Below are 20,952 nucleotides of genomic sequence, written 5' to 3' on the forward strand. Positions count from 1 at the left end.
CGACGGCCCGGTCCCGCTCCCCTGCGGTCCCGGGCCGTCGTCGTTCGCCCCGCTAACGAGAACCGAGAGGCACGCCCGGTGACCATCACCATCCCCGCAGAGCTCCTGCCCGCCGACGGCCGGTTCGGCTGCGGACCCTCCAAGGTCCGCCCCGAGGCGCTGCGCGCGCTGGCCGGCGAGGGCGCCGCGGTCATGGGCACCTCCCACCGGCAGGCGCCGGTGAAGAACCTGGTCCGGGAGATCCGCGAGGGGCTGACCCAGCTGTTCGACCTGCCCGACGGCTACGAGGTGGTCCTGGGCAACGGCGGGACGACGGCGTTCTGGGACGCCGCCGCGTTCGGCCTGATCCGCGACCGCGCGGCCTTCGGCACCTACGGCGAGTTCTCCGCCAAGTTCGCCTCCGGCGTCACGGAGACGCCCTTCCTGGGCGACCCGGTCATCGCGAAGGGCGAGCCCGGCTCGCTGGCGCTGCCGCGGGGCCAGGCCGGCATCGACGCCTACGGCTGGGCCCACAACGAGACCTCGACCGGCGTGATGGCGCCGATCGAGCGGCCGCACGGCGGCGACGACGACGCGCTGGTCCTCATCGACGCCACCAGCGGCGCCGGTGGCCTGCCGGTCGACATCGGGCAGACCGACGTCTACTACTTCGCCCCGCAGAAGTCCTTCGCCGCCGACGGCGGGCTGTGGGTGGCGCTGATGTCCGGGGACGCCCTGGCCCGGGTCGCCGAGATCAAGGCCTCCGGGCGCTGGATCCCCGGCTTCCTCGACCTGTCGATCGCGGTCGACAACTCGTCCAAGGACCAGACCTACAACACCCCGGCCGTCGCGACGCTGTTCCTGCTGGCCGACCAGATCCGCTGGCTGCTCTCCCTCGGCGGCCTGTCCGGTGCGGTCGCCCGGACCAGCGACTCGTCGAGCCGGCTCTACGGCTGGGCGGAGAAGTCGGATTACGCCACCCCGTTCGTGGCCGACCCCGCGCACCGCTCCCTCGTCGTCGGCACCATCGACTTCGCGGACTCCGTGGACGCCGCCGCCATCGCGAAGACGCTCCGGGCCAACGGCGTCGTCGACGTGGAGCCCTACCGCAAGCTGGGCCGCAACCAGCTGCGCGTGGGCATGTTCCCCGCCGTCGACCCGGACGACGTGAGCGCGCTGACCGCGTGCATCGACCACGTGGTCGAGCGCCTGTAGGAGGACGCGAGCCGGCGGTCAGGGACGCCGGGTAGCGTCCAGGACGCGACGTGAGAGCCGGGTCAGGCGCGCCTGTCGTCGGCTGGAGGTGAGTGTGGTTCCCGTGTCCTCGGGGCCCGGAGGCGGCGAGCTGTTCGCCGCGGGTGGTGACGCCGGGCGGCTCATGGCTGCCCACGACTGGGCGAGCAGCCCGGTCGGGCCGGTCGAGTCGTGGCCGGCCGGCCTGCGGCACGCCGTCCGGACGGTGCTGGTGTCGAAGTTCCCGATGGTCCTCACGTGGGGCCCGGAGTTCACGCAGTTCTACAACGACGCCTACGCCCCCTTCATCGGCGCGAAGCACCCGGCGATCGGGGAGGACATCCGCGTCACCCTGGCCGAGGGCTGGGACGCCCTGGGACCGCCGATCGCGCACGCCATGGAGACGCTCGAGGCCTCCTGGCTGCCCGGTCTCCTGCTCCTGCTGGAACGGTCGGGGTACCGCGAGGAGACCTACTTCACCGTCTCGCACGCGCCGGCGTTCGACGACGACGGCGCGGTCGCCGGCATGCACGGCGTCTGCACGGAGGTGACCGGTCAGATCCTCGGCGAGCGGCGGCAGCGGCTGCTGCACGAGCTCTCGCTCGCCGGCGGCCACCTGGGCGACGAACGGGAGACCGTCACCGCCATGTGCCGCTCCCTGGAGGGCGACGTCCTCGACCTGCCGTTCGCGGCGGTCTACCTGACCGGGCCGGGCGACCGGCGCTACCGGCTGGTGGCGGCCACCGGGTGCGATCCCGCGCTCCTGCCGGAGGTAGCGGTCCCAGGCGAACTACCCACCGAGGTCGGCCACCTGGGCCTCACCGGCGGCCCCTTCGGCGACGCGGTGACCGAGGCGCTGGTCCTGCCCGTCTCGGCCTCCCGCGAGGCGGAGCCGCTGGGGTACCTCCTCGTCGGGAAGAGCCCCAACCGCGCGCTGGACGACGAGTACCGGTCCTTCCACGAGCTGGTGGCCGGCCAGTTCGCCGCCGTCGTGGCCAACATCCGTGCGTTCGAGACCGAGCGCCTGCGCGCCGAGTCCCTGGCCGAGCTCGACCGCGCGAAGACCACCTTCTTCTCCGACGTCAGCCACGAGCTGCGCACCCCGCTCACCCTGCTGCTGGGCCCGATCGGCGACGTCCTGGACGATCCCGACGATCCGCTGCCCCCCGGCGCCCAGGAGCAGCTGCAGCTGGCGATGCGCAACGGCCAGCGGCTGCAGCGGCTGGTCAACGACCTGCTCGACTTCGCCAGCATCGAGGCCGGCCGGGCCAACCCGGTGCGGGTCGAGACCGACGTCGCCACGTTCACCTCGGAGCTCGCCGGCATCTTCCGCGCCGCGACCGAGCGCGCCGGGCTGCGCCTCACCGTCGACTGCCCACCCCTCGACCGCCCGGCCTACGTCGACCCGCGGATGTGGGAGAAGGTCGTCGTCAACCTGCTGGCCAACGCCGTCAAGTACACGTTCGTCGGCGGCATCGACGTCGCGCTCCACGGCGACGACGACGGCTTCCGGCTCACCGTGGCCGACACCGGCGTGGGGATCGTGGCCGAAGAGCTGCCGCAGCTGTTCCAGCGCTTCCACCGGGTCGCCGGCGCCACGGCCCGCACCCGGGAGGGCACCGGCATCGGGCTGGCGCTCGTGCACGAGCTCGCCGCGCTGCACGGCGGCACCGTCTCGGTGACCAGCGAGCCCGGCGTCGGCAGCACGTTCACCGTCGCGCTGCCCTACGGCGCCCCGGACGTGGCCGCGCCGGGCTCCCGGGCCGTCAGCCCGTCGGACGCGGCGCGCGGCGAGGCCGCGAGCTGGGAGCAGGACACGACCCGGCCCGGCCGGCCCGCCGCGGGCCCGTCGGCGGGGGCGAGCATCCTCGTCGTCGACGACAACGCCGACATGCGCGCCTACCTCACCCGGCTGCTCGGCCCGCACTGGACGGTGCGGACGACGGCCAACGGCGAGGAGGCGCTGCAGGCGGTCGCCGAGCAGCTGCCCGACGTCGTCCTGACCGACGTGATGATGCCGCGCGTCGACGGCTTCGAGCTGCTGCGCGCGCTGCGGGCCGACCCGGCCACCCGGCAGGTCCCGGTGATCATGCTGACCGCGCGCGCGGGCCAGGAGGCGTCCGTCGAGGGCCTCGAGGCCGGGGCCGACGACTACCTGGCCAAGCCGTTCCGGGCCGACGAGCTGATCGCGCGCGTGCGGGTGGCCCTCGACCGCGCCGCCGGCCGCACCGCCGCCGCCTCCCTTCCCAACCCTCCGGCGGACGTGGTCCCCGACCGGCCGACCGCCGCGCACGCACCCACTCCGGCTCCACCGGACGAGGGGACGCCCCGGCCGGTGACGCCGTCGCCGCGCCGGCCGCAGCAGGCCGCACCGGGTGAGGACGCCCGCTGGCGGCTGCCCTCCTCGGCGTCGTCCATCCCCGTGCTGCGCCGGCGGCTGCGCGGCTGGCTGGAGTCGGCCGGCGTCGAGGAGGACCAGGCCTACGACCTGCTCCTGGCCGCCTGCGAGGCGGCGACCAACGCGATCGAGCACGCGCAGGACCCGACCGAACCCTTCGTCGACGTCTCCGCCGCGATCGGCGACGGGTACGTCCGGATCGCGGTGCGGGACTACGGCCAGTGGCGGGAGCGGGTACCCAGCATGGACCGGGGCCGCGGCTCGACGCTGATGAGCGCGTTCGGGGAGATCACCGCCACCCCGAGCCCGGAGGGGACCACGGTGGTGATCACCAGCGCGCTCGCCGGCCGGACGTCGGCCGCCGCGCCGGGCTGACCCGTCAGCCGGTGATCCAGGTGTCCTTCGCGCCGCCGGCCCACCAGCCGGCCGGCTGGGCGGCGTCGGCCACCCGGGTCAGCGGAGCGGGGAGCGCGGTCGCCCCGCCGTCCCGGCCGGCGACCGAGAGCACCCGCAGGTCCACGTACCGGGGCTGCAGCGCGCCGTCGACCAGCGTCGGCAGCGTCGTCGGCGTCACCGGCTCGCGGGCCACGAAGCGGTAGGGAGCGGCGGACACCTCCGCCTGGAGGAAGGCGAGCTCGGCCGCGGTGCACGCCGGTCCCACGACCGTCCCCCGGCCGCCGTACCCGACGACCGGCGTCACCACGAGCTCGTGCAGCCGGTCGCGGACCTGGGCCCACTGCTCCTCGTGGGCGAGCACCCAGGTGGGCACTGTGCCCAGCAGCGGTTCCTCGCCGAGGTAGAAGCGGATCATCTCCGGCACCCACGCGTAGCCGGCGACGTCGTCGGCGAGCTCGTTGCCCGGGACGTTGGCCAGCCCGAGCCGTCCGGCCCGCACCGCCTCGGTGAGAAGGGAGTCCAGCGACTGCCCGGTCGGGGTGCGGAAGGCGGCGAGCAGCCCGTCGTCGAAACGCCGGTAGAGGACGTCGACCGGCATCCGCTCGCCGTCGATCGCGGCCTCGACACCGCCGTCGACCCGGGGCCACAAGTCACCGGCCCGGACCAGCGGCACACCCAGGACGTCGGCGAGCAGCCGGTGCTCGAACCAGGCGTTGTCGCTCTCGCCGGCGGTCAGGACGGCGATGCGCGGGTCACCGGTGCAGGCCGGGGGCGCCGCCGTCGCGAGGCCGGCGCGCAGCAGCGGCACGGCGTCGAGCGGGTCGGCGAGCCGCCCCGCCGCGGCGAACAGCTCGGGGACCGCCTCGCCGAGCGAGGCCCGCGCCGCCAGCGCGTAGCCGAGGCCGGCCGGCACCCGCAGGTGGTCGGCGGTGACCACCCACTCCCCCGTCGCGGTCCGGACGAGGTCCGCCGCTGCCACGGTGGCGCGGGCCTGCCCCGGCCACGCCTGACCGACCGCGTCGGGGTCCCGGCCGGGGCTGTGCGCGACCGCCCACTCCGGGAGCACGCCGGCGCGCACCACCTGCGGGTCCCGGTCCACGTCACCGCGCCGCCGTCCGGCCGCCCGGTAGGCGTCGGCGAGGAAGGCGTTGAGCGCCCGGTGCCGCTGCTCGACCCCGGCCGCGATGCGCGCCCAGTCGGCGGCGGGAAGGACCCGCGGCACGGGGTCCACGGGGAACGGGCGGACCGTCTGGCGGCCGTCCGCCCAGGCGGCCACCGACACCTCCCGGGCGGCGTGCCGGGCGGCCACCGCGGTCGCCGCGGTGGCCAGACCCGTCGTCCCCCACCCCCGCAGCACCGGCTCCAGGCGGGCGTACCCGTCCCGGAGCCGGCCGTCGGGGGTGACGGCCTCGTCCGCGGGGGTTGCCGGGTAGTCGGCGAAGGGGTCCCGGCTGCTCACAACCAGCGATCGAACCAGGCGGCGACCCGCTCGCCGAGTTCGACCAGGTGGTCGCGGCCCACGATGGTGTGCCCCTCGCCGGGCAGCAGCAGCAGATCGCTGGGTGCGCCCCGGGCCTGCAGCTCCTGGTGCGCCTGCACCGACTCGGCCACGGGCACGTTCGTGTCGCGGTCGCCGTGCACGAACAGCACCGGCGAGGTGAGCCGGTCCAGCGCGGTGATCGGCGAGAGCGCCGTCAGCAGCTCGCGGTCGGCGACGGGGTCGCCGTACTCGGTGACCGACGCCGCCGCCATCCACGGCTCGGTGCCGGCGAAGAAGGTGCGCAGGTCGCTCATCCCGGCCCCGGTGACCCCGGCGGCGAACAGATCGGGCCAGCGGGTCAGCGCCACGAGGGTCAGGTAGCCGCCGTAGGACCAGCCGTGCGCCCCGATCCGGCCGGGCTCGGCGATGCCCGCGGTGACCAGCGCGTCGACCGTCGTCCGGACGTCCTCGAAGGAGCCCTCCCGCGCGGGGCCGTCGTCGGCGGTCAGGAACGCGCGCCCGAAGCCGCCGGACCCGCGGACGTTCGGCGCGAAGACGGTGAGCCCGGTGGCCACCAGGGACTGGGCGAGCGGCGACCAGTCGGGCCGCTCCTGCCCCTCCGGCCCGCCGTGGAAGGTCACGACGGTCCGGTTGGGGCCGCGGACCCCGCGCGGCGTGTAGAGCCATCCCGACAGCGGCATCCCGTCAGGCGCTACGTAGTCGTACCGGACCGGCGCCACGAGACCGTCGCGGCAGGGGCGGGCCGGCGCGGAGTGCAGGGGCTGCGGCGTGCCGCCGTCCAGGGAGATGCGGTGCAGGCCGCGCGGCGAGCGCGGGCCGGTGAGCTCGGCGACCATCGTCCGGCCGTCGGCCGACAGCGACCAGCCGGGCATGACCGGCTCGGGCAGCGGGACGTCCCGGACGCACGAGCCGTCGGACAGCGCGTGCACGCGCAGCTCGGTGACCCCACCGGCGTTCCAGACGGCGAGGACGGTGCCGTCAGCGCGGAGGGCGTAGCCGTCGAGGTCGGCGTCCGGACGCCGGAGGACGACGCGGCCCTCCCCGGGGACGCCGTCGGCCGTCAGCGGCACCTGGACGAGGCCGGCCCGGTCGGTGAAGGGCTCCCCGGGCAGGGACGCCCGCACGAACACCGAGCGCCCGTCGGGCGCGAACCGGCCGTCCTCCGACGCGACCCCGCCGGGCGCCTCGGGGCCGATGAGCCTCCGCTGCACGCCCGTGGCGACGTCGACCACGACGACGTGGCGGTGGGCGCGGGGACCGCGGCGGGCCAGCACGAGCCGCTCGTCCGCCGAGACGGACGTGACCGACAGGAAGCCGCCGCGCGCGAGGGTGCGGTGCGCGCCCGTGGCGGCGTCCACGAGGACGACGTCGGCGTCGGGACCGTCGCCGGGAGCGATGGAGCACGCGTAGTGGCCCGGCCCTGTCCAGCCGCCGGCGAAGACGGTGGCGCGCGGGTCCTCCCCGGCGAGCAGCCGGGCACCGCTGCCGTCGGGCCGCACGACGTGCAGCTCGGCGCAGATGGAGCCGCCGGGGCTCACCAGGTAGGCCAGCCAGGCGCCGTCGGGCGACCAGGCGACGGAGACGACCTCCTGGGCCGGCGCGGACAGCACCGCCGGCGGCGTCGTCCCGTCCAGGTCGGCGACCTCGAGGCGCGGCAGCCCGGACCGGTCGGTGACGTAGGCGACGCGCGTGCCGTCCGGCGACAGCGCGGGGCACCAGGCGCCCGCGGCGGCCGCGATCCCGGTGACTGCGCGGCGCACCGCGGCGGGCAGCAGCTTCGGCGTGGCCTCGGTGGGGGCGGCCAGGACCCCGGCGGGCGCACCCTGCCGGCGGTCGGTCAGCGGGCTGACCATGTGGACACCTCCTCGTCCTGCTCGCGGCCCATGGTGCGGACCGCATGTTGCGTACACGTGACATCGCACGTATCGGCGGGCAACGTAGCGGTCCGCACCCCCCGCGCGGGGGGTCTGCGCTGCAGCGCCGGACGCGCCACGCCGGGTCGCCTCCGCGCCGCGCCCGCGGCGCGCGGATAGCCTCGTGCTCCGGTCCGTCTCACCGACGGCCGGTCGCGCAGTCAGGAGGTCCGCCCAATGCGCACGCTGCGCCTCGTGGCGCTCTCCGACGACGGCACGAGCCTCGTGCTCGCCGCCGAAGGTACCGACGGCGCCGAGGGCGAGCGGTTCGAGCTGCCCATCGACGAGCGCGTGCGCGCCGCGGCTCGCGGCGACGCCCGCCGGCTCACCCAGATCGACGTGGACGCCGGCGTGGAGCTGCCGCCGCGCGTCATCCAGGCGCGCATCCGCGCCGGCGAGACCCCCGAGCAGGTCGCCGCGGCGTCGGGCACCCGGGTCGAGCGGATCATGCGGTTCGCCCACCCGGTGATCCAGGAACGCCAGCGGATCGCCGAGCAGGCCCGCGAGGCCCGCGTCCGGCTCAGCGAGGGCTCCCCCGGCGGTGCCCTGCACCGGTTCATGGACGAGCGGCTCCGGCTGATCGACTCCGACATCGACGACGTCACGTGGGACGCCCACCGCACCCACGACGGCACGTGGCAGGTCACGGGCGCGTGGCGGGCCGGCGACAAATCCGGCCTCACCCGCTGGACGTTCGACCTGCCCTCGCGCACCGTCGCGCCGTTCGACGCGGCCACCATGGACTTCGCCGAGGGCACCCGGCTGGTGCGGGTCGTGCCCGAGGTCCCCGCCGGCGTCCCGGCGCCCGCCCCGCGGCCGCGCTCGGTCACCGTGGTCCGGCCCGACGACGAGCCGGTCGTCCACGACACGGTGACGCCGGAGGTGCTGCCGGCAGAGCTGCTCGGCCACGACGACGCCCCGGTGCGCGACGTCCACCCGGCCAGCGGCTCACCGGCCGACGAGCGGTCGTTCGACGCGTTGCTCGACGAGGTCGCCGACCACGACACCGTCGTCCTCGGCCGCACCGGCGAGGACGGCGACGACGGCGAGGACCCCCGCGCCCGCATCCCGGCCTGGGAGGACATCGTCTTCGGGGTCCGCCGCCACCGCTGACGGAGGTCTTGCCCGCGCTCCTGCTTGCCGCGAGGCTGGGAACCGATTGCCCGTCGCGACGGTTGGAGCGGACATGTCAGCTTCGGTGTCGATGCCGCTCGGCGGCGTCCAGGTGGGTTCCTACGACAGCTACGAGCAGGCGCAGGCCGCCGTCGACTACCTCTCCGACCAGAAGTTCGCGGTCGAGAACGTCACGATCATCGGCTCGGACCTGCGGCAGATCGAGCGGGTGACCGGCCGGCTCACGATGGGGCGGGCTGTCGCGGCCGGGGCGGCCGGCGGCGCGTGGTGGGGCCTGTTCGTGGGCCTGCTGCTCGGGATCTTCTCGACCGACGGCGCGGGCTGGGTCGGTTCGGTGCTCAGCGGCCTGCTGGTCGGCCTGGTGTTCGGCGCGATCTTCGGCGCCATCGGCTACTCGACCATGGGCGGCAGGCGCGACTTCGTGAGCACCAGCCGGATCGTGGCCGGCCGGTACGACGTCATGTGCAACCCCGCGCACGCCGAGGAGGCCCGCGCGCACCTGGCGCGATTCTCGCTGCGGAGTTAACGCAGAGCCGCGAAGGCGATGGCGGCCGCCGCCGCCACGCCGAGCGAGTCGACGCCGGGCCGCATGGGGATGCGGGCGCGCACCGTCGCGGCGCGCTGCGCCTCCGGCGTGAGGCCGGGCCCCTCCGCCCCGAGCAGCACGGCCGTCCGCGGGTGCGCCACCGGGTCGAGGTCCCCCAGGTCGACGGCGTCCGGGGCCGGGGTCAACGCCACGGTCGTGTAGCCGGTGTCGTGCAGCCGGGCCAGGCCGGCCGGCCACTCGGGCAGGACGGCGAACGGCAGCCCCAGCACGTGGCCCATCGAGACCCGCACCGACCGCCGGTAGAGCGGATCGGCGCAGCGCGGGTCCAGCAGCAGGCCGTCCACCCCGAGGGCCACGGCCGAGCGGGCGATCGAGCCCAGGTTCTCGGCGTCGTTGAGCGCCTCGAGGACCGCCAGCCGGCGGGGCGCCGCCGGGTCCGGCCCGGCCAGCAGCTCGTCGAGGTCCGCAGGCGGAAGGCGGTCGGCCGAGGCGACCACGCCGCGGGTGAGCCGGAAGCCGATGACCTCCGAGAGCACCCACTTGTCAGCCTCGTAAGCGGGCACGCCCTCGGGCAGGTCGAGCGCGGCCACCCGCCCCGGCACGCCGAACACCGCCCGCACCCGGTACGGCGAGGCCAGCAGCCGCTCCACCGCGGGCACGCCCTCCACAATCACCGGCCCCGTGCCGCGCGGCGTGCCCGCCGGCCGGTCGCCCGCCTTGAGGTCGCGGAAGTCGGCCACCCGGGGGTCCTGCGGATCGGTGATGACGACGGGCTGCGGCACGTCGCGATCCTCCCAGCCCGCCTCTCGCCATCCCGCGCCCGCCGGTGCGCGGACCCCGGCGGGACCAGGGACCTTCGGCACCGTTGACGGCACCTCGTGAACTCATCTAGCGTTGAGTTCATCAGCCGTTGAGTTCTGGAGGTCGGCCATGGATGCCGTCACCGTCACCGATCTGGTCGTCGACCGGGGCCGCAGACGCGTGCTCCCCGGGCTCTCGTTCGCCGTGCCCGCCGGACAGGTGACCGGCCTGCTGGGGCCGAGCGGCAGCGGGAAGACCACGCTCATGCGCGCCGTCGTCGGCGTGCAGCAGGTCCGCTCGGGCGAGGTCACCGTCCTCGGCGAACCCGCCGGCTCCGCCGCCCTGCGGACGCGGGTGGGCTACGTGACCCAGGCGCCGAGCGTCTACGAGGACCTCACCGTCCGGGAGAACGCCCGCTACTTCGCCGCCCTCTACGGGATGGGCGCCCGGGAGGCCGACGCCGCGGTCGCCGACGTGGGCCTCTCCGACGCGGCGGGCCAGCTGGTGCGCGACCTCTCCGGTGGCCAGCGGGGCCGCGCGTCGCTGGCCTGCGCGCTGGTGGGCAGCCCCGAGGTGCTCGTGCTCGACGAGCCCACCGTCGGCCTGGACCCGGTCCTGCGGGTGGAGCTCTGGGAGAGGTTCCACGCGCTGGCCGCCGCCGGGACGACGCTGATCGTCTCCAGCCACGTGATGGACGAGGCCGGCCGCTGCGACCGGCTGCTCCTGCTCCGCGACGGCGAGCTCATCGCCGACTCCACGCCGGCGCAGCTGCGCGCCGACGGCCGTTCCGAGGACCTGGAAGAGGCCTTCCTCAACCTGGTGCGTGCCCGTGAGGAGGTGGCGGCATGACCGCCGCGACGATCGACCGACCCCGAGCGACCCCCTCGCACCTGAGCCCCCGGCTGACCTCGGCGACGGCGCGGCGCGTGCTCCGCCAGCTCGCGCACGACCACCGCACGGTCGCGATGCTGCTGGTCCTCCCCAGCCTGCTGCTCGGTCTGCTCTACCTGCTGTGGAAGGACGTGCCCAGCCTGCCGGGCCAGCCGGGCATCTTCGACCGGGTCGGCCTGACCATGCTCGGCATCCTGCCGTTCGTGGTGATGTTCCTGGTGACCAGCATCGCGATGCTGCGCGAGCGCACCTCCGGCACCCTCGAGCGGCTGCTGACCACTCCCCTCGCCCGGCTCGACCTGCTCCTCGGGTACGGGCTGGCGTTCGGCCTGGCGGCGGCGCTGCAGGCGGGGGTCACGGTCACGGTCGCGACGACGGTCTACGACCTCGAGGTCACCGGCTCCGTCTGGCTGGTGGTGCTGATCGCCGTCGTCGACGCCGTGCTCGGCGTGGCCCTCGGGCTGCTGGCCAGCGCGTTCGCCCGCACGGAGTTCCAGGCGGTGCAGTTCATGCCGGTGGTCGTGCTCCCCCAGGTGTTCCTGTGCGGCCTTCTCGTGCCGGTGGACCAGATGGCCGGCTGGCTGCAGGCCATCAGCAACGTGCTCCCCCTCACCTACGCCGTCGAGGCGCTGCAGGAGGTCGGGCGGTCGGCCGAGGCGACCGGCACGATGTGGCTGGACGTCGCGGTGGTGACCGGGGCGGCCCTGCTCGCCCTCGCCCTGGCGGCGGCGACCCTGCGGAGGAGGACGGCCTGAGCACGGCAGAACCCGCACGACGGTCAGGACGGCGGCCCGGGAACCCCGACACCCGGGCCGCCGTCCTGAGCGCTGCCCGGCAGGCGTTCGCGGAGCGGGGCTTCGACGGCGCCACCATCCGCGGGATCGCCGGGGCGGCGGGGGTCGACCCCGCGCTGGTCCACCACTACTTCGGCAACAAGGACAAGCTGTTCCTCGCCGCGATCGAGGCGCCTGCCAACCCCGCCGACCTGCTGCCCGAGGTGCTCGCCGGCGGCCGCGACGACCTGGGGCGCAACGTCGTCCGGCTGCTGCTGCGCGTGTGGGACGGGCCCATGCAGCCGGCCGGTCTGGCGCTCGTCCGCTCCGCCGTGGGCAACGAGTGGACGGCGAAGCTGCTCCGCGAGTTCCTGGTGACGCAGGTGCTGCGCCGGGTGGTCGGCACGCTGGACATGCCGGTCCGCGAGCGGGAGGTCCGCGGCGCCCTGGCCGCCTCGCAGCTGATCGGCCTGGTGATGGGCCGCTACGTGCTCAAGCTGGAGCCGCTCGCGTCGGCGTCCCCGGCCTGGCTGGTCGAGAACGTGGGGCCCAACGTCCAGCGCTACCTGACCGGCGACGTCGAGCTGCCGCTGCGCTGACTCAGGACCCGTCGAGGACCTCTCGCAGTCGCGCGGCGAAGGCCTCCGGCTCGCCCTGCTGCCCGAACTCGCCGCCGAGGAAGCCGCCGTGGTCTCCGGGGAAGACCGTGACCTCCTGGCCCAGCAGGCGGGCCGTCGCCTCGGACGTGCGGCCGGTGAGCAGGCCCTGCGAGCGCTCGCCGACGGCGATGACGACCCGGGTCGGGGCGGCGGTGACGGCGGCGACGTCCGGCCGGTAGGCGGTGATCGCGTTGGACGCACCGGAGAGCAGCGGGTCCTCTCGCGCCCCGTCGTCGTCGACCGGCAGGCCGAAGGCGGCCGGGTCGGGAGCCGGCGCGGCCAGGTACTCGTCGGTGAACTCCCCCTGCCACGAGGAGAGCCCGATGAACGCCGCCATGCCGTAGCCCCAGCCCTTGGCGTGGTAGGTCTCCTGCACGGCGCGCTCGCCCGCGAAGGCGTGGTCGGCGTCCGGGAGCAGGGCGAGCAGCGGCGGCTCGTGGGCCACCAGCGTGGTGACATCGGCCGGGTGCGCGGCGACGAGGGCGAGCGCGGTCACCGCTCCCCCGCTGCTGGCGAACATCTCCACCGGACCGCCCACCGCCTCGATGACCGCGTGGACGTCGGCGGCGTTCTGCTCGGGCGTGTGCTCGGTCCGGCCGTCCGCGCGGGTGCTGCGCCCCATCCCGCGGGGGTCGTAGGTGATCACCGTGCGGTCGGCCAGGTGCCCGGCGAGGGAGCCGAACCCGCTGGCGTCCATCGGCGCGGCGATCAGGAACAGCGGGGGGCGGCCGTCCGCCGTCGGCAGGGGGCCGCGGACGTCGTAGGCGAGGGTCGCCTCAGGGGTGACGAGCGTGCGCGAGTCGGTCATGGTCGTGCAGACGGCGGGCGCGCCCGGAAGTCATCGGCCCCGGTTCAGGCCTCGCCGACGGCGAGCTGCGGGCCTCCGGGCTGCGGCCGCTCGGCGGCGTGCTCGGGCAGCACCCCGGTGCGGTGCCGCTGACGCAGCCGGTAGTACGCCAGACCGGTCAGCGCGATCGCCCCGATGAAGACGGCCGCGCCCCACTGCAGGTACCAGTGGTGCGGCTCCGTCGCGTTGTAGACCTCGCGCCGCGGCCAGCCCAGGTTGACCGCCATCCCAGCACCCCACAGGACGGCCAGCACGTTCACGGGCAGGCCCCAGCGCCCGAGGGAGAAGGTGCCCGGCTCGGCCGGCAGCGGCCAGCGGCCGCGCAGCCGGCTGATCAGCATCGGAACCGTGACCAGCAGGTACGCCAGGTAGATCATCACGACGGCGATGCTGGTGATCACGGTGAAGATCTGCGGCTGCCGGATGTTGATCAGCAGGATCGCGATCGAGAGCAGCCCGATGACGACGGCGGGGACGACGGGGGTCTTGAAGCGCGGGTGCACCCGGGCCAGCCGCGCGGCGGCGGGCAGGTTGTTGTCCCGCGCCATGCCGAACATCATGCGGATCGTCGCCGTGTGCACCGCCAGGCAGCAGACGGTGATCGCCACGACGATGGCCAGCAGGAAGACCCGGCCGACGCCGGTGCCGGCCGCCTGGAGCAGCACGTACTGCAGGCCCCCGGTGCTGGAGGACAGCTGGGGATCGCGGATGTCCTCCACGGCCATCAGGCCGAACAGCAGGATCAGCCCGCCGAGGACGAAGGAGGCGGTGACCGCCCGCAGGATCGCCCGCGGAGCGGTGCGCCGCGGGTCGACGGTCTCCTCGCCGAGCGAGCTGGCGGTGTCGAAGCCGTACATCACGTAGCCGGAGGCCAGCGCGGCGATCAGGAAGGCTCCCAGGTAGCCCAGGTCCTGCCCGGCACCGGTGCCCGCCGTGTCGAGGACGACGTCCGGACCGCGGGTCGCGTGCGCCGCGAGCAGCACGATGATGAGCACGGCGGCGACCAGCTCGATGAACACCCCGGCGCTGTTGATGCGCGACATCAGCTTCACGCCGAAGACGTTGACCAGCGTGGTGAAGACGATGAGCGCGCTGCCCAGGATCACGGCGTTGACCGCGTAGTCGTACGTGCCCGTGCCGTCGCCGACCAGCTGGAAGCCGGACCACAGCTGCGGCAGCGTGATCTGGTAGGCGAGCACGGTGGCCGACAGCGTCACGATCGAGGCCGTCAGCATCATCCAGCCGGCCATCCAGGCCGTGGTCCGGTTCCCGAGCCGCTTGGTCCAGTTGTAGAGCGAGCCGGCCACCGGGAAGCGGGCGGCGAGCTCGGCGAAGCAGAGGGCCACCATGAGCTGGCCGACGAACACCAGCGGCCACGACCACACGTAGGCGGGCCCGCCGGCGCCGAAGCCGAAGTAGAACAGCTGGAACGTGCCGGTGAGGATCGAGATGTAGCTGACGCCGGCCGCGAAGCTGGCGAACCGGCCGATGCTCCGGTCCAGCTGCTGCCGGTAGCCGAAGCCGGAGAGGTGGTCGTCGTGCTGATGGCCGCCGGTCACCGCGGGGCCCGGGCGAGCTGCCGGCTCTGCGCGACCAGCCGGCCGGTGGAGTCCCAGATGCGGTAGTCCTCGTCGACCCAGCCGCCGGCGATCTCGCTGGACCGCGCCTCGACCAGGCACCAGCCGGGCGCCGGCAGCGCGCGGACCAGCACCTGCAGCTGCACCGTCGGCGCCCAGCCCGTGTTGCCCATCGCGAAGCTGGTGGGCGGGAGCGCGTCGGCGAAGGTCAGCAGCGCCAGCGGGTCGGGCTCCCGGCCGTCGGCGAACCGCATCCAGGCACGCAGCACCGGCTCGCCCGACGGCTGCCCGAACGCCCACCCGGCGGTGGCGACGTCGAGCCGGGTGTCCACCCGCAGGGAGAGTCCGGGCACCTGCACCCCGGGCGGCGCGAGGTCGCGGTGCTCGGCGATCGAGAAGCACTCCTCGACCGGCGGCACGTCGGGCATCGGGTGGCTGTAGTCCGACGGCGCGGAGCCGAGCGTCGCCGTCGTGGCCTGGACCGTCAGCGCCGGGCCGCCGGCATCGGACAGCGTCACGAGGGAGTGCGCCAGGGTGCGACCGGAGGGGCCGGGCACGACCGCGAGCGTCGCGGGACCGGGGGCCGGCGCCCGCAGGTAGCTGGCCGACACGGCGACCGGGTGGGCGTGCGGGCTCTCCAGCACCGCGGCCCGGCCGACGACGGACAGCAGGTAGCCGCCGTTGAGGATGCCGTTGCCGACGTCCCATCCCGGGTCGAGATCGGCGGCGAGGCCACCTCCCTCGGTCCGCCGGACGGCGGTGGCGGCGTCGAACGCGGTGGTCGGATCGTCCTGCGGCACGGCGACCAGGGTGCCAGGGTGGTTCCCGTGGAGTACACGCACCTGGGCCGCAGCGGCCTGTCCGTCTCCCGCCTGTGCCTGGGCACGATGAACTTCGGCTGGAAGACCGAGGAGGCCGCCAGCCACCAGATCATGGACCGGGCGCTGGCCGAGGGCGTCAACTTCTTCGACACCGCGAACGTCTACGGCTTCGACGCCGGCAAGGGACGCACCGAGGAGGTCCTCGGCAGCTGGTTCGCCCGCGGCGGCGAGCGGCGCGAGAAGGTCGTGCTGGCCACCAAGGTCTACGGCGGGATGTCGGACTGGCCGAACGACACGTTCCTGTCGGCGCGGAACATCGTGCGGGCGTGCGAGGGGTCGCTGCGCCGGATGGGCACGGATTGGATCGACCTCTACCAGTTCCACCACGTCGATCTGCGCACGCCGTGGGAGGAGATCTGGCAGGCGTGCGAGACCCTCGTCGCCCAGGGCAAGGTGCTCTACGTCGGCTCCTCCAACCACGCCGCCTGGCAGATCGCCGCCGCCAACGAGGCCGCCGCCCGTCGCCACTTCCAGGGGCTGGTCAGCGAGCAGTCGCACTACAACCTGCTCACCCGGCACGTCGAGCTGGAGGTGCTCCCCGCGGCCCAGCACTACGGCGTCGGCATCATCCCGTGGAGCCCGCTGGCCGGGGGCCTGCTCGGCGGCGTCCTGGAGAAGACCGACGGCGGACGCCGGAACGAGGAGCGCCAGCAGAAGCGGATCGAGGAGCACCGGCCGGCGCTCGAGCGGTACGAGGCGCTCTGCCGGGAGCTCGGCCGACCGCCGGCCGACGTCGGGCTGGCCTGGCTGCTGAGCCGGCCGGCGGTGACCGCGCCGATCGTCGGCCCTCGCACGATGGAGCAGTTCGAGGGCTCGCTGTCCGCCCTCGACGTCGAGCTCGACGAGGCCACCCTCGCCCGGCTCGACGAGATCTTCCCGGGCTACCGGCCCGCTCCGATGGAGTACGCCTGGTGAGGGGCCGAAGTGGCCACTACGGCCCCTCACGGGGGACGGGCCAGGCGGCCAGCAGGTCGTAGGTCGGCTTCGGGCCCAGGTGGCTCTCCCACAGCCGCACCTCGCGCACCGGCCAGGCCGGACCGCGGTACTCCGCGAGCCGGTCGGTCAGCGTGCCGTCCGCCGGCCGGCCCGGCCGCCACCGGCCCAGCGTGAGATGCGGGCGGAACGGCCGGTCCTCGACCGGGAGGCGCAGGCGCCGGGCGGCGGTCGCCAGCCGGCCGGCAAGCTCCACCAGCGGGGCGACGTCGCCGTCGAGGCCGGCCCAGGCCACCTGGGGACGGCGGACCGACCCGAACCGCCCGCCCCCGGACAGCCGCAGCGTCATCCCGGGGGCGGCCGCCACGGCGGGAGCGGCCGCGGACAGCAGCCCGTCCACGCGGTCCTCCGGCACCGCGCCGAGGAAGAGCAGGGTGAGGTGCCAGCGGTCCGGCGTCCCCCACCGCGGCGCGCCCGGCAGCTCGCGCAGCGGGTCCAGCGCCGCGGCCAGGTGGGCGCGCACGTCGTCGGGCGGGTCGACGGCGAAGAACAGCCGCCGTCCCCCGGGGCTCAGCCCTGCACCGCCAGACCGGCCGCCTCGAGCGCCGCGACCAGCCGCAGCCGCTCGAGGTCGCGCGCCGGCCCCTCCGGCGTCGTCCGCAGCTCGTGCGGGACCTCCAGCTGGGCCGCCGCCTCCACGAGGACGTCGTCGTAGGCGGCGGTCAGCGCGCGGCGGCGCGCCATCGGAGCGCCGGCCGGGACCAGCGCCAGGGAGCGGGCCAGCCGGCGCACGTCGGCGGCGACCACCTGGAGCGGACGACGGCCGGGATCGGGGTTCCGAGCGGCCTTGCGGCGCTGCACGATGCGGCGGGCCCAGCGGAACACCGGGCCGGTCCAGGCGATGAGGGCGGCGACGACGGCGACCGTGCCACCGATCTGCAGCAGTGGGACGTGCATCTCCGCCTCCCGCCGTTGGGATGCCGGCGACGGTACTCCGGTCAGCGGCCCACGGTCTGGTGCCCCGACCCCTGCTCGGCGACCGCCTCCTGCGCGGCCCGCATCGGCGCCGAGGGCACCCGCGTCCCCGGGGCGCCGACGCGCAGGCGCAGCCGCGGCGGGGCCAGGCCGGCCTCGAGTCGGACCCGTCGTCCCCGCGCGAGCCACACGCCGGCACCGATGCCCGCCACGACGCAGACCGCGCCACCGAGGATGAGCCCCCACGGCGCACCGAGGTGCTCGGAGATCCAGCCGATCAGCGGCGCCCCGAGCGGGGTGCCGCCCATGAAGCACATGAAGTACAGCGCCATCACCCGGCCGCGCATCTGCGGATCGGCGCCGAGCTGGACGAAGCTGTTGTTCGCCACGCTGAAGATCAGGGCGGCGGCTCCGGTCGGCACGAGCAGGACGGCGAACGACACGTAGCCGGGCATCAGGCCCGACACCACGGTGAGCAGCCCGAAGACGACGGCGGAGACGACCAGGAACCGCTGCCGCGGCCGCACGCTGCGACGGGTGGACAGCAGGGCGCCGGTCAGCGACCCGACGGCGAACGTGGTGGACAGCAGCCCGAAGGCCTCCGCGCCCAGGTCGAACTGCTCGCGGGCCATCAGCGCGATGGTGACCTGGTAGTTGAAGCCGAAGGTGCCGATCACGAATGCCAGCCCCATGGCGAGGACCAGGTCGGGATGGGCCCAGGTGTAGCGCAGGCCCTCTCGGAGCTGCCCCTTCTTCCGGCCGACCGGTTCGCTCCGCCGCAGCTCGGACGCCCGCATCCAGGCCAGCGCCGCGATGGTGAACGCGAAGCTGGCGGCGTTGACGAAGAACGCCGGTGCGGTGTCGCCCGACGAGGCGCCGATGAGCAATCCGGCCAGGGACGGGCCGATCAGCCGCGCCCCGTTGAAGATCGTGGAGTTGAGGCTCACCGCGTTGGTGAGCAGCTGCGGCCCGACCATCTCCGAGACGAATGCCTGCCGGACCGGAGCGTCGATGGCCGCGACCGCGCCCAGCCCGCCGGCCAGCGCGAAGACGTGCCACAGCGCGACGACGTCGGTCGCGACGAGCAGCGCCAGCACGAGCGCCAGGACGCCCATCAGCGCCTGGGTCACCAGCAGCACGCGCCGCTTGTCGTAGCGGTCGGCGAGGACGCCGCCGTACATGCTCAGCAGCAGGCTGGGGCCGAACTGGAGCGCGGTGATCAGGCCGAGGGCGACACCGCTGTCCCCCGACAGCTGCAGCACGAGCCAGTCCTGGCCGATGCGCTGCATCCAGGTACCGGTCAGGCTGACCAGGTTGGCGGAGGCGAAGATCCGGAAGTTCCGGACCCGGAGCGCTCGGAACGAGCCCCTGCCCGGGTCCTGGGACGACGGCTGGTCAGCGTTCGTGCAGGTCACCCACCGGCGAGCTTCTCCATGATCTCGGCAGCCTCACGCAGCACGCCCCGTTCCTCCGCGGTCAGCTCCTGCAGCCGGCCGCTCAGCCACGCCTCCCGCGCGCGGGCCTCCTCGGTGAGCAGGTCCTCGGCGGCCGGCGTCAGGCCGATGATGACCTGACGCCCGTCCGTGGGGTGCGGGGTGCGGGTGACCAGGCCCATACCCTCCAGGGCCACGACGACGCGGGTCATCGACGGCGGCTGGACGCGCTCCTGCGCGGCCAGCTCCCCCGGGCTCATCGGGCCGTTGCGCTTCAACGTCGACAGCGCGGCCAGATGGGTGAGCGTCACCGAGGTGTCGACCCGCTGGTTCCGCAGCCGGCGGGAGAAGCGCATGACCGCCAGCCGCAGGTCGTGGGCCAACGCCGCGGTGTCCAGCGTCGTACGGCTCACGACCACCAGACTATCCGTTTCCTTAGCCGGACTCAGTAGCTGCTCAGAGCAGCTGCTGCAGCGGCTCGAGCAGGAAGTACACGAGGAACAGCAGCGCGATCACCCACATCAGGGGGTGCACGTCGCGCCGACGGCCGACCGCCGTCCGCAGCAGGACGTAGCTGACCACGCCGGCCCCGATGCCGTTGGTGATCGAGTACGTGAACGGCATCAGCGCGATGGTGAGGAAGGCCGGGATGACCAGGGACATGTCATCCCAGGCCAGGTACCTGATCTGGGTGATCATCAGCGCGCCGACGATGACCAGGGCGGGGGCGGCCGCCTCCGACGGCACGACCTCGACGAGCGGGGTGAAGAACATCGCGATCAGGAACAGCGCGCCGGTGACGACGCTGGCCAGTCCCGTCCGCGCGCCGTCGGCCACACCGGCGGTGCTCTCGATGTAGGTCGTGTTCGACGAGACGCTGCCGGCGCCACCGGCGGCGGCAGCGATGGAGTCGACGAGCAGCACCGGCTGCGACTTGGGCAGGTTGCGCTTCTCGTCGAGCAGGTCCGCCTCGGCGCCGACGGCCGTCACCGTGCCGACGGTGTCGAAGAAGTCGGCGATCATGATCGAGAAGACGATCAGCAGGGCGGCCAGGACGCCGATCCGCTCGAAGCCCCCGAAGAGGGAGAAGTTGCCGAGCAGGGAGAAGTCGGGGCTGCTCACGACGTCGTCGGGCAGCTCGGGCACCTGCAGGGCCCAGCCGCGGGCGTTCTCCGCGCCGTCGGCGCCGAAGCGCGGCCCGATGTCGGCGACCGCCTCCACGATGATCGCGAACACCGTCGTGACGACGATCCCGATGAGCAGGGCGCCCTTGACCTTGCGGACGACGAGCACGCTCATCAGCAGCAGCCCGACGACGAAGACCAGCATCGGCCAGCCGGCGAGCTGACCGCCGACGCCGAAGCTGATGAGCGGGTTGCCCGGCCGGATGATGCCGGCGTCGGCGAGCCCGATGATGGTGAGGAAGAAGCCGATGCCGACCGCGATCGCGGTCTTCAGCTGGGCCGGGATGGCCTCGAAGACCGCCTTCCGGAAGCCGGTCAGCACCAGGGCGGTGATGAGCAGCCCCTCGAGCACGACCAGACCCATGATCTCCGGCCAGGAGAGCTGGGTGGCGGCGAAGACGGCGACGATCGCGTTGATGCCGAGACCGGTGGCGAGGGCGAAGGGGTACCGGCCGACGACGCCCATGAGGATGGTCAGGGCGCCGGCGAGCAGCGCGGTCACGGCGGCGACGGACGCGAAGGGCAGGGAGTCCCCGTTCACGTCGGCGCCGGACAGGATGATCGGGTTGAGCACCACGATGTAGGCCATCGTGAAGAAGGTGGTCAGACCACCGCGGAGCTCGCGGCTCGTCGTGGAGTTCCGGGCGCTGACGCTGAAGTAGCGGTCGAGCCCGTTCTTCGGGCGCACCTGCGGCCCGGGGCTGCGGCGCGGCGTGCTCGTCGTGCCGTCGGCCACCACGTCCGCGGGCGTACCGCCGTCGGCGTTCGCGGTGGTCGATCCCGTGGTGGGACGGGACTTGTCGGGCATGTGGACTCCCCGTGTGGCGGTGGCTGGCGACGAGCGGCGACAGAGTGCCACACGTTCGCGGCATCCGACGCACGCGCCGTCGCTGCCGC

The 20,952-nt window shown here is 74.5% G+C and carries 19 protein-coding genes; 8 read left to right on the forward strand and 11 right to left on the reverse strand.

Going from position 1 to position 20,952, the window contains the following annotated elements; all coding sequences use genetic code 11:
- Window positions 1–78 precede the first annotated feature (78 nt).
- Together serC and ACI78T_RS05205 are read left to right on the forward strand one after the other, a co-directional pair.
- Entirely contained in the window at window positions 79–1,194 is a 1,116-nt protein-coding gene (gene serC / locus ACI78T_RS05200; protein WP_456557021.1) for a phosphoserine transaminase, read from the forward strand.
- A 103-nt stretch (window positions 1,195–1,297) separates the two neighbouring features.
- A complete protein-coding gene (locus ACI78T_RS05205; RefSeq protein WP_456557022.1) occupies window positions 1,298–3,985 on the forward strand; it encodes an ATP-binding protein in 2,688 nt (895 codons plus the stop codon).
- A 4-nt stretch (window positions 3,986–3,989) separates the two neighbouring features.
- Here ACI78T_RS05205 and ACI78T_RS05210 read toward each other — a convergent pair whose 3' ends face one another.
- Both ACI78T_RS05210 and ACI78T_RS05215 read right to left on the reverse strand, forming a co-directional pair.
- The gene (locus ACI78T_RS05210; RefSeq protein WP_456557023.1) at window positions 3,990–5,465 is read right to left on the reverse strand and encodes a circularly permuted type 2 ATP-grasp protein; all 1,476 of its coding nucleotides are present in this window, start codon (window positions 5,463–5,465) and stop codon (window positions 3,990–3,992) included.
- Entirely contained in the window at window positions 5,462–7,360 is a 1,899-nt protein-coding gene (locus ACI78T_RS05215) for a S9 family peptidase (RefSeq protein ID WP_456557024.1), read from the reverse strand. Before ACI78T_RS05215 ends, ACI78T_RS05210 begins: the two co-directional genes overlap by 4 nt.
- Before the next feature lie 237 nt (window positions 7,361–7,597).
- Between ACI78T_RS05215 and sepH the strand changes: the two genes are divergently transcribed.
- Together sepH and ACI78T_RS05225 are read left to right on the forward strand one after the other, a co-directional pair.
- Window positions 7,598–8,533, forward strand: a complete 936-nt coding sequence (gene sepH / locus ACI78T_RS05220; RefSeq protein WP_456557025.1) for a septation protein SepH — start codon at window positions 7,598–7,600, stop codon at window positions 8,531–8,533.
- A 73-nt stretch (window positions 8,534–8,606) separates the two neighbouring features.
- A complete protein-coding gene (locus tag ACI78T_RS05225) occupies window positions 8,607–9,080 on the forward strand; it encodes a general stress protein (protein WP_456557026.1) in 474 nt (157 codons plus the stop codon).
- Here ACI78T_RS05225 and ACI78T_RS05230 read toward each other — a convergent pair.
- Window positions 9,077–9,883: a TrmH family RNA methyltransferase gene (locus ACI78T_RS05230; RefSeq protein WP_456557027.1), complete on the reverse strand. Its 807-nt coding sequence runs from the start codon at window positions 9,881–9,883 to the stop codon at window positions 9,077–9,079. The two genes, ACI78T_RS05225 and ACI78T_RS05230, sit on opposite strands and share 4 nt — an antisense overlap.
- A 148-nt stretch (window positions 9,884–10,031) precedes the next feature.
- Between ACI78T_RS05230 and ACI78T_RS05235 the strand changes: the two genes are divergently transcribed.
- From ACI78T_RS05235 to ACI78T_RS05245, 3 genes are read left to right on the forward strand one after another with little or no spacing between them, the layout of a single operon-like run.
- On the forward strand, window positions 10,032–10,751 hold the full coding sequence (locus ACI78T_RS05235; protein ID WP_456557028.1) for an ABC transporter ATP-binding protein: 720 nt from the start codon (window positions 10,032–10,034) through the stop codon (window positions 10,749–10,751).
- Complete coding sequence (locus ACI78T_RS05240) at window positions 10,748–11,548, forward strand: ABC transporter permease (RefSeq protein ID WP_456557029.1); 801 nt, start codon at window positions 10,748–10,750, stop codon at window positions 11,546–11,548. The genes ACI78T_RS05235 and ACI78T_RS05240 overlap by 4 nt, the downstream gene beginning before the upstream one ends.
- Window positions 11,464–12,165, forward strand: coding sequence for a TetR/AcrR family transcriptional regulator (locus tag ACI78T_RS05245; protein ID WP_456557030.1), 702 nt, complete (start codon window positions 11,464–11,466; stop codon window positions 12,163–12,165). The genes ACI78T_RS05240 and ACI78T_RS05245 overlap by 85 nt, the downstream gene beginning before the upstream one ends.
- Before the next feature lies 1 nt (window position 12,166).
- On the opposite strand, the gene ACI78T_RS05250 is transcribed toward ACI78T_RS05245, so the two are convergent.
- The 3 genes from ACI78T_RS05250 to ACI78T_RS05260 are packed head-to-tail and all read right to left on the reverse strand — an operon-like array spanning window position 12,167 to window position 15,449.
- Window positions 12,167–13,033, reverse strand: a complete 867-nt coding sequence (locus ACI78T_RS05250; protein ID WP_456557031.1) for an alpha/beta fold hydrolase — start codon at window positions 13,031–13,033, stop codon at window positions 12,167–12,169.
- Between the two features lie 44 nt (window positions 13,034–13,077).
- The gene (locus ACI78T_RS05255; protein WP_456557032.1) at window positions 13,078–14,631 is read right to left on the reverse strand and encodes an APC family permease; all 1,554 of its coding nucleotides are present in this window, start codon (window positions 14,629–14,631) and stop codon (window positions 13,078–13,080) included.
- Window positions 14,628–15,449: a thioesterase family protein gene (locus ACI78T_RS05260; protein WP_456557033.1), complete on the reverse strand. Its 822-nt coding sequence runs from the start codon at window positions 15,447–15,449 to the stop codon at window positions 14,628–14,630. Before ACI78T_RS05260 ends, ACI78T_RS05255 begins: the two co-directional genes overlap by 4 nt.
- 27 nt (window positions 15,450–15,476) lie before the next feature.
- Between ACI78T_RS05260 and ACI78T_RS05265 the strand changes: the two genes are divergently transcribed.
- Window positions 15,477–16,445: an aldo/keto reductase gene (locus ACI78T_RS05265; RefSeq protein ID WP_456557034.1), complete on the forward strand. Its 969-nt coding sequence runs from the start codon at window positions 15,477–15,479 to the stop codon at window positions 16,443–16,445.
- A gap of 16 nt (window positions 16,446–16,461) precedes the next feature.
- Here the strand turns inward: ACI78T_RS05265 and thpR are convergent, their stop codons facing one another.
- Genes thpR through ACI78T_RS05290 form a run of 5 tightly spaced genes read right to left on the reverse strand, consistent with a single transcriptional unit; the run spans window position 16,462 to window position 20,863 of the window.
- The gene (gene thpR, locus ACI78T_RS05270) at window positions 16,462–17,037 is read right to left on the reverse strand and encodes an RNA 2',3'-cyclic phosphodiesterase (RefSeq protein WP_456557390.1); all 576 of its coding nucleotides are present in this window, start codon (window positions 17,035–17,037) and stop codon (window positions 16,462–16,464) included.
- Entirely contained in the window at window positions 17,034–17,420 is a 387-nt protein-coding gene (locus ACI78T_RS05275; protein ID WP_456557035.1) for a hypothetical protein, read from the reverse strand. The genes thpR and ACI78T_RS05275 overlap by 4 nt, the downstream gene beginning before the upstream one ends.
- A 41-nt stretch (window positions 17,421–17,461) precedes the next feature.
- Window positions 17,462–18,853: an MFS transporter gene (locus tag ACI78T_RS05280; RefSeq protein ID WP_456557036.1), complete on the reverse strand. Its 1,392-nt coding sequence runs from the start codon at window positions 18,851–18,853 to the stop codon at window positions 17,462–17,464.
- Window positions 18,850–19,284 (reverse strand): MarR family winged helix-turn-helix transcriptional regulator, encoded by a 435-nt coding sequence (locus ACI78T_RS05285; RefSeq protein ID WP_116450132.1) that lies wholly within the window; start codon window positions 19,282–19,284, stop codon window positions 18,850–18,852. Before ACI78T_RS05285 ends, ACI78T_RS05280 begins: the two co-directional genes overlap by 4 nt.
- A 43-nt stretch (window positions 19,285–19,327) precedes the next feature.
- The gene (locus ACI78T_RS05290; protein WP_456557037.1) at window positions 19,328–20,863 is read right to left on the reverse strand and encodes an NCS2 family permease; all 1,536 of its coding nucleotides are present in this window, start codon (window positions 20,861–20,863) and stop codon (window positions 19,328–19,330) included.
- Window positions 20,864–20,952 lie beyond the last annotated feature (89 nt).

Source organism: Blastococcus sp. SYSU D00922 (assembly GCF_054050495.1).

Excerpts from the sequence above, each read along its gene's own strand:
- ACI78T_RS05215 (WP_456557024.1), bottom strand. The coding sequence starts at position 7,360 with ATGGTCAGCCCGCTGACCGACCGCCGGCAGGGTGCGCCCGCCGGGGTC.
- sepH (WP_456557025.1), top strand. The coding sequence starts at position 7,598 with ATGCGCACGCTGCGCCTCGTGGCGCTCTCCGACGACGGCACGAGCCTC.
- ACI78T_RS05225 (WP_456557026.1), top strand. The coding sequence starts at position 8,607 with ATGTCAGCTTCGGTGTCGATGCCGCTCGGCGGCGTCCAGGTGGGTTCC.
- ACI78T_RS05235 (WP_456557028.1), top strand. The coding sequence starts at position 10,032 with ATGGATGCCGTCACCGTCACCGATCTGGTCGTCGACCGGGGCCGCAGA.
- ACI78T_RS05240 (WP_456557029.1), top strand. The coding sequence starts at position 10,748 with ATGACCGCCGCGACGATCGACCGACCCCGAGCGACCCCCTCGCACCTG.
- ACI78T_RS05250 (WP_456557031.1), bottom strand. The coding sequence starts at position 13,033 with ATGACCGACTCGCGCACGCTCGTCACCCCTGAGGCGACCCTCGCCTAC.
- ACI78T_RS05275 (WP_456557035.1), bottom strand. The coding sequence starts at position 17,420 with ATGCACGTCCCACTGCTGCAGATCGGTGGCACGGTCGCCGTCGTCGCC.
- ACI78T_RS05290 (WP_456557037.1), bottom strand. The coding sequence starts at position 20,863 with ATGCCCGACAAGTCCCGTCCCACCACGGGATCGACCACCGCGAACGCC.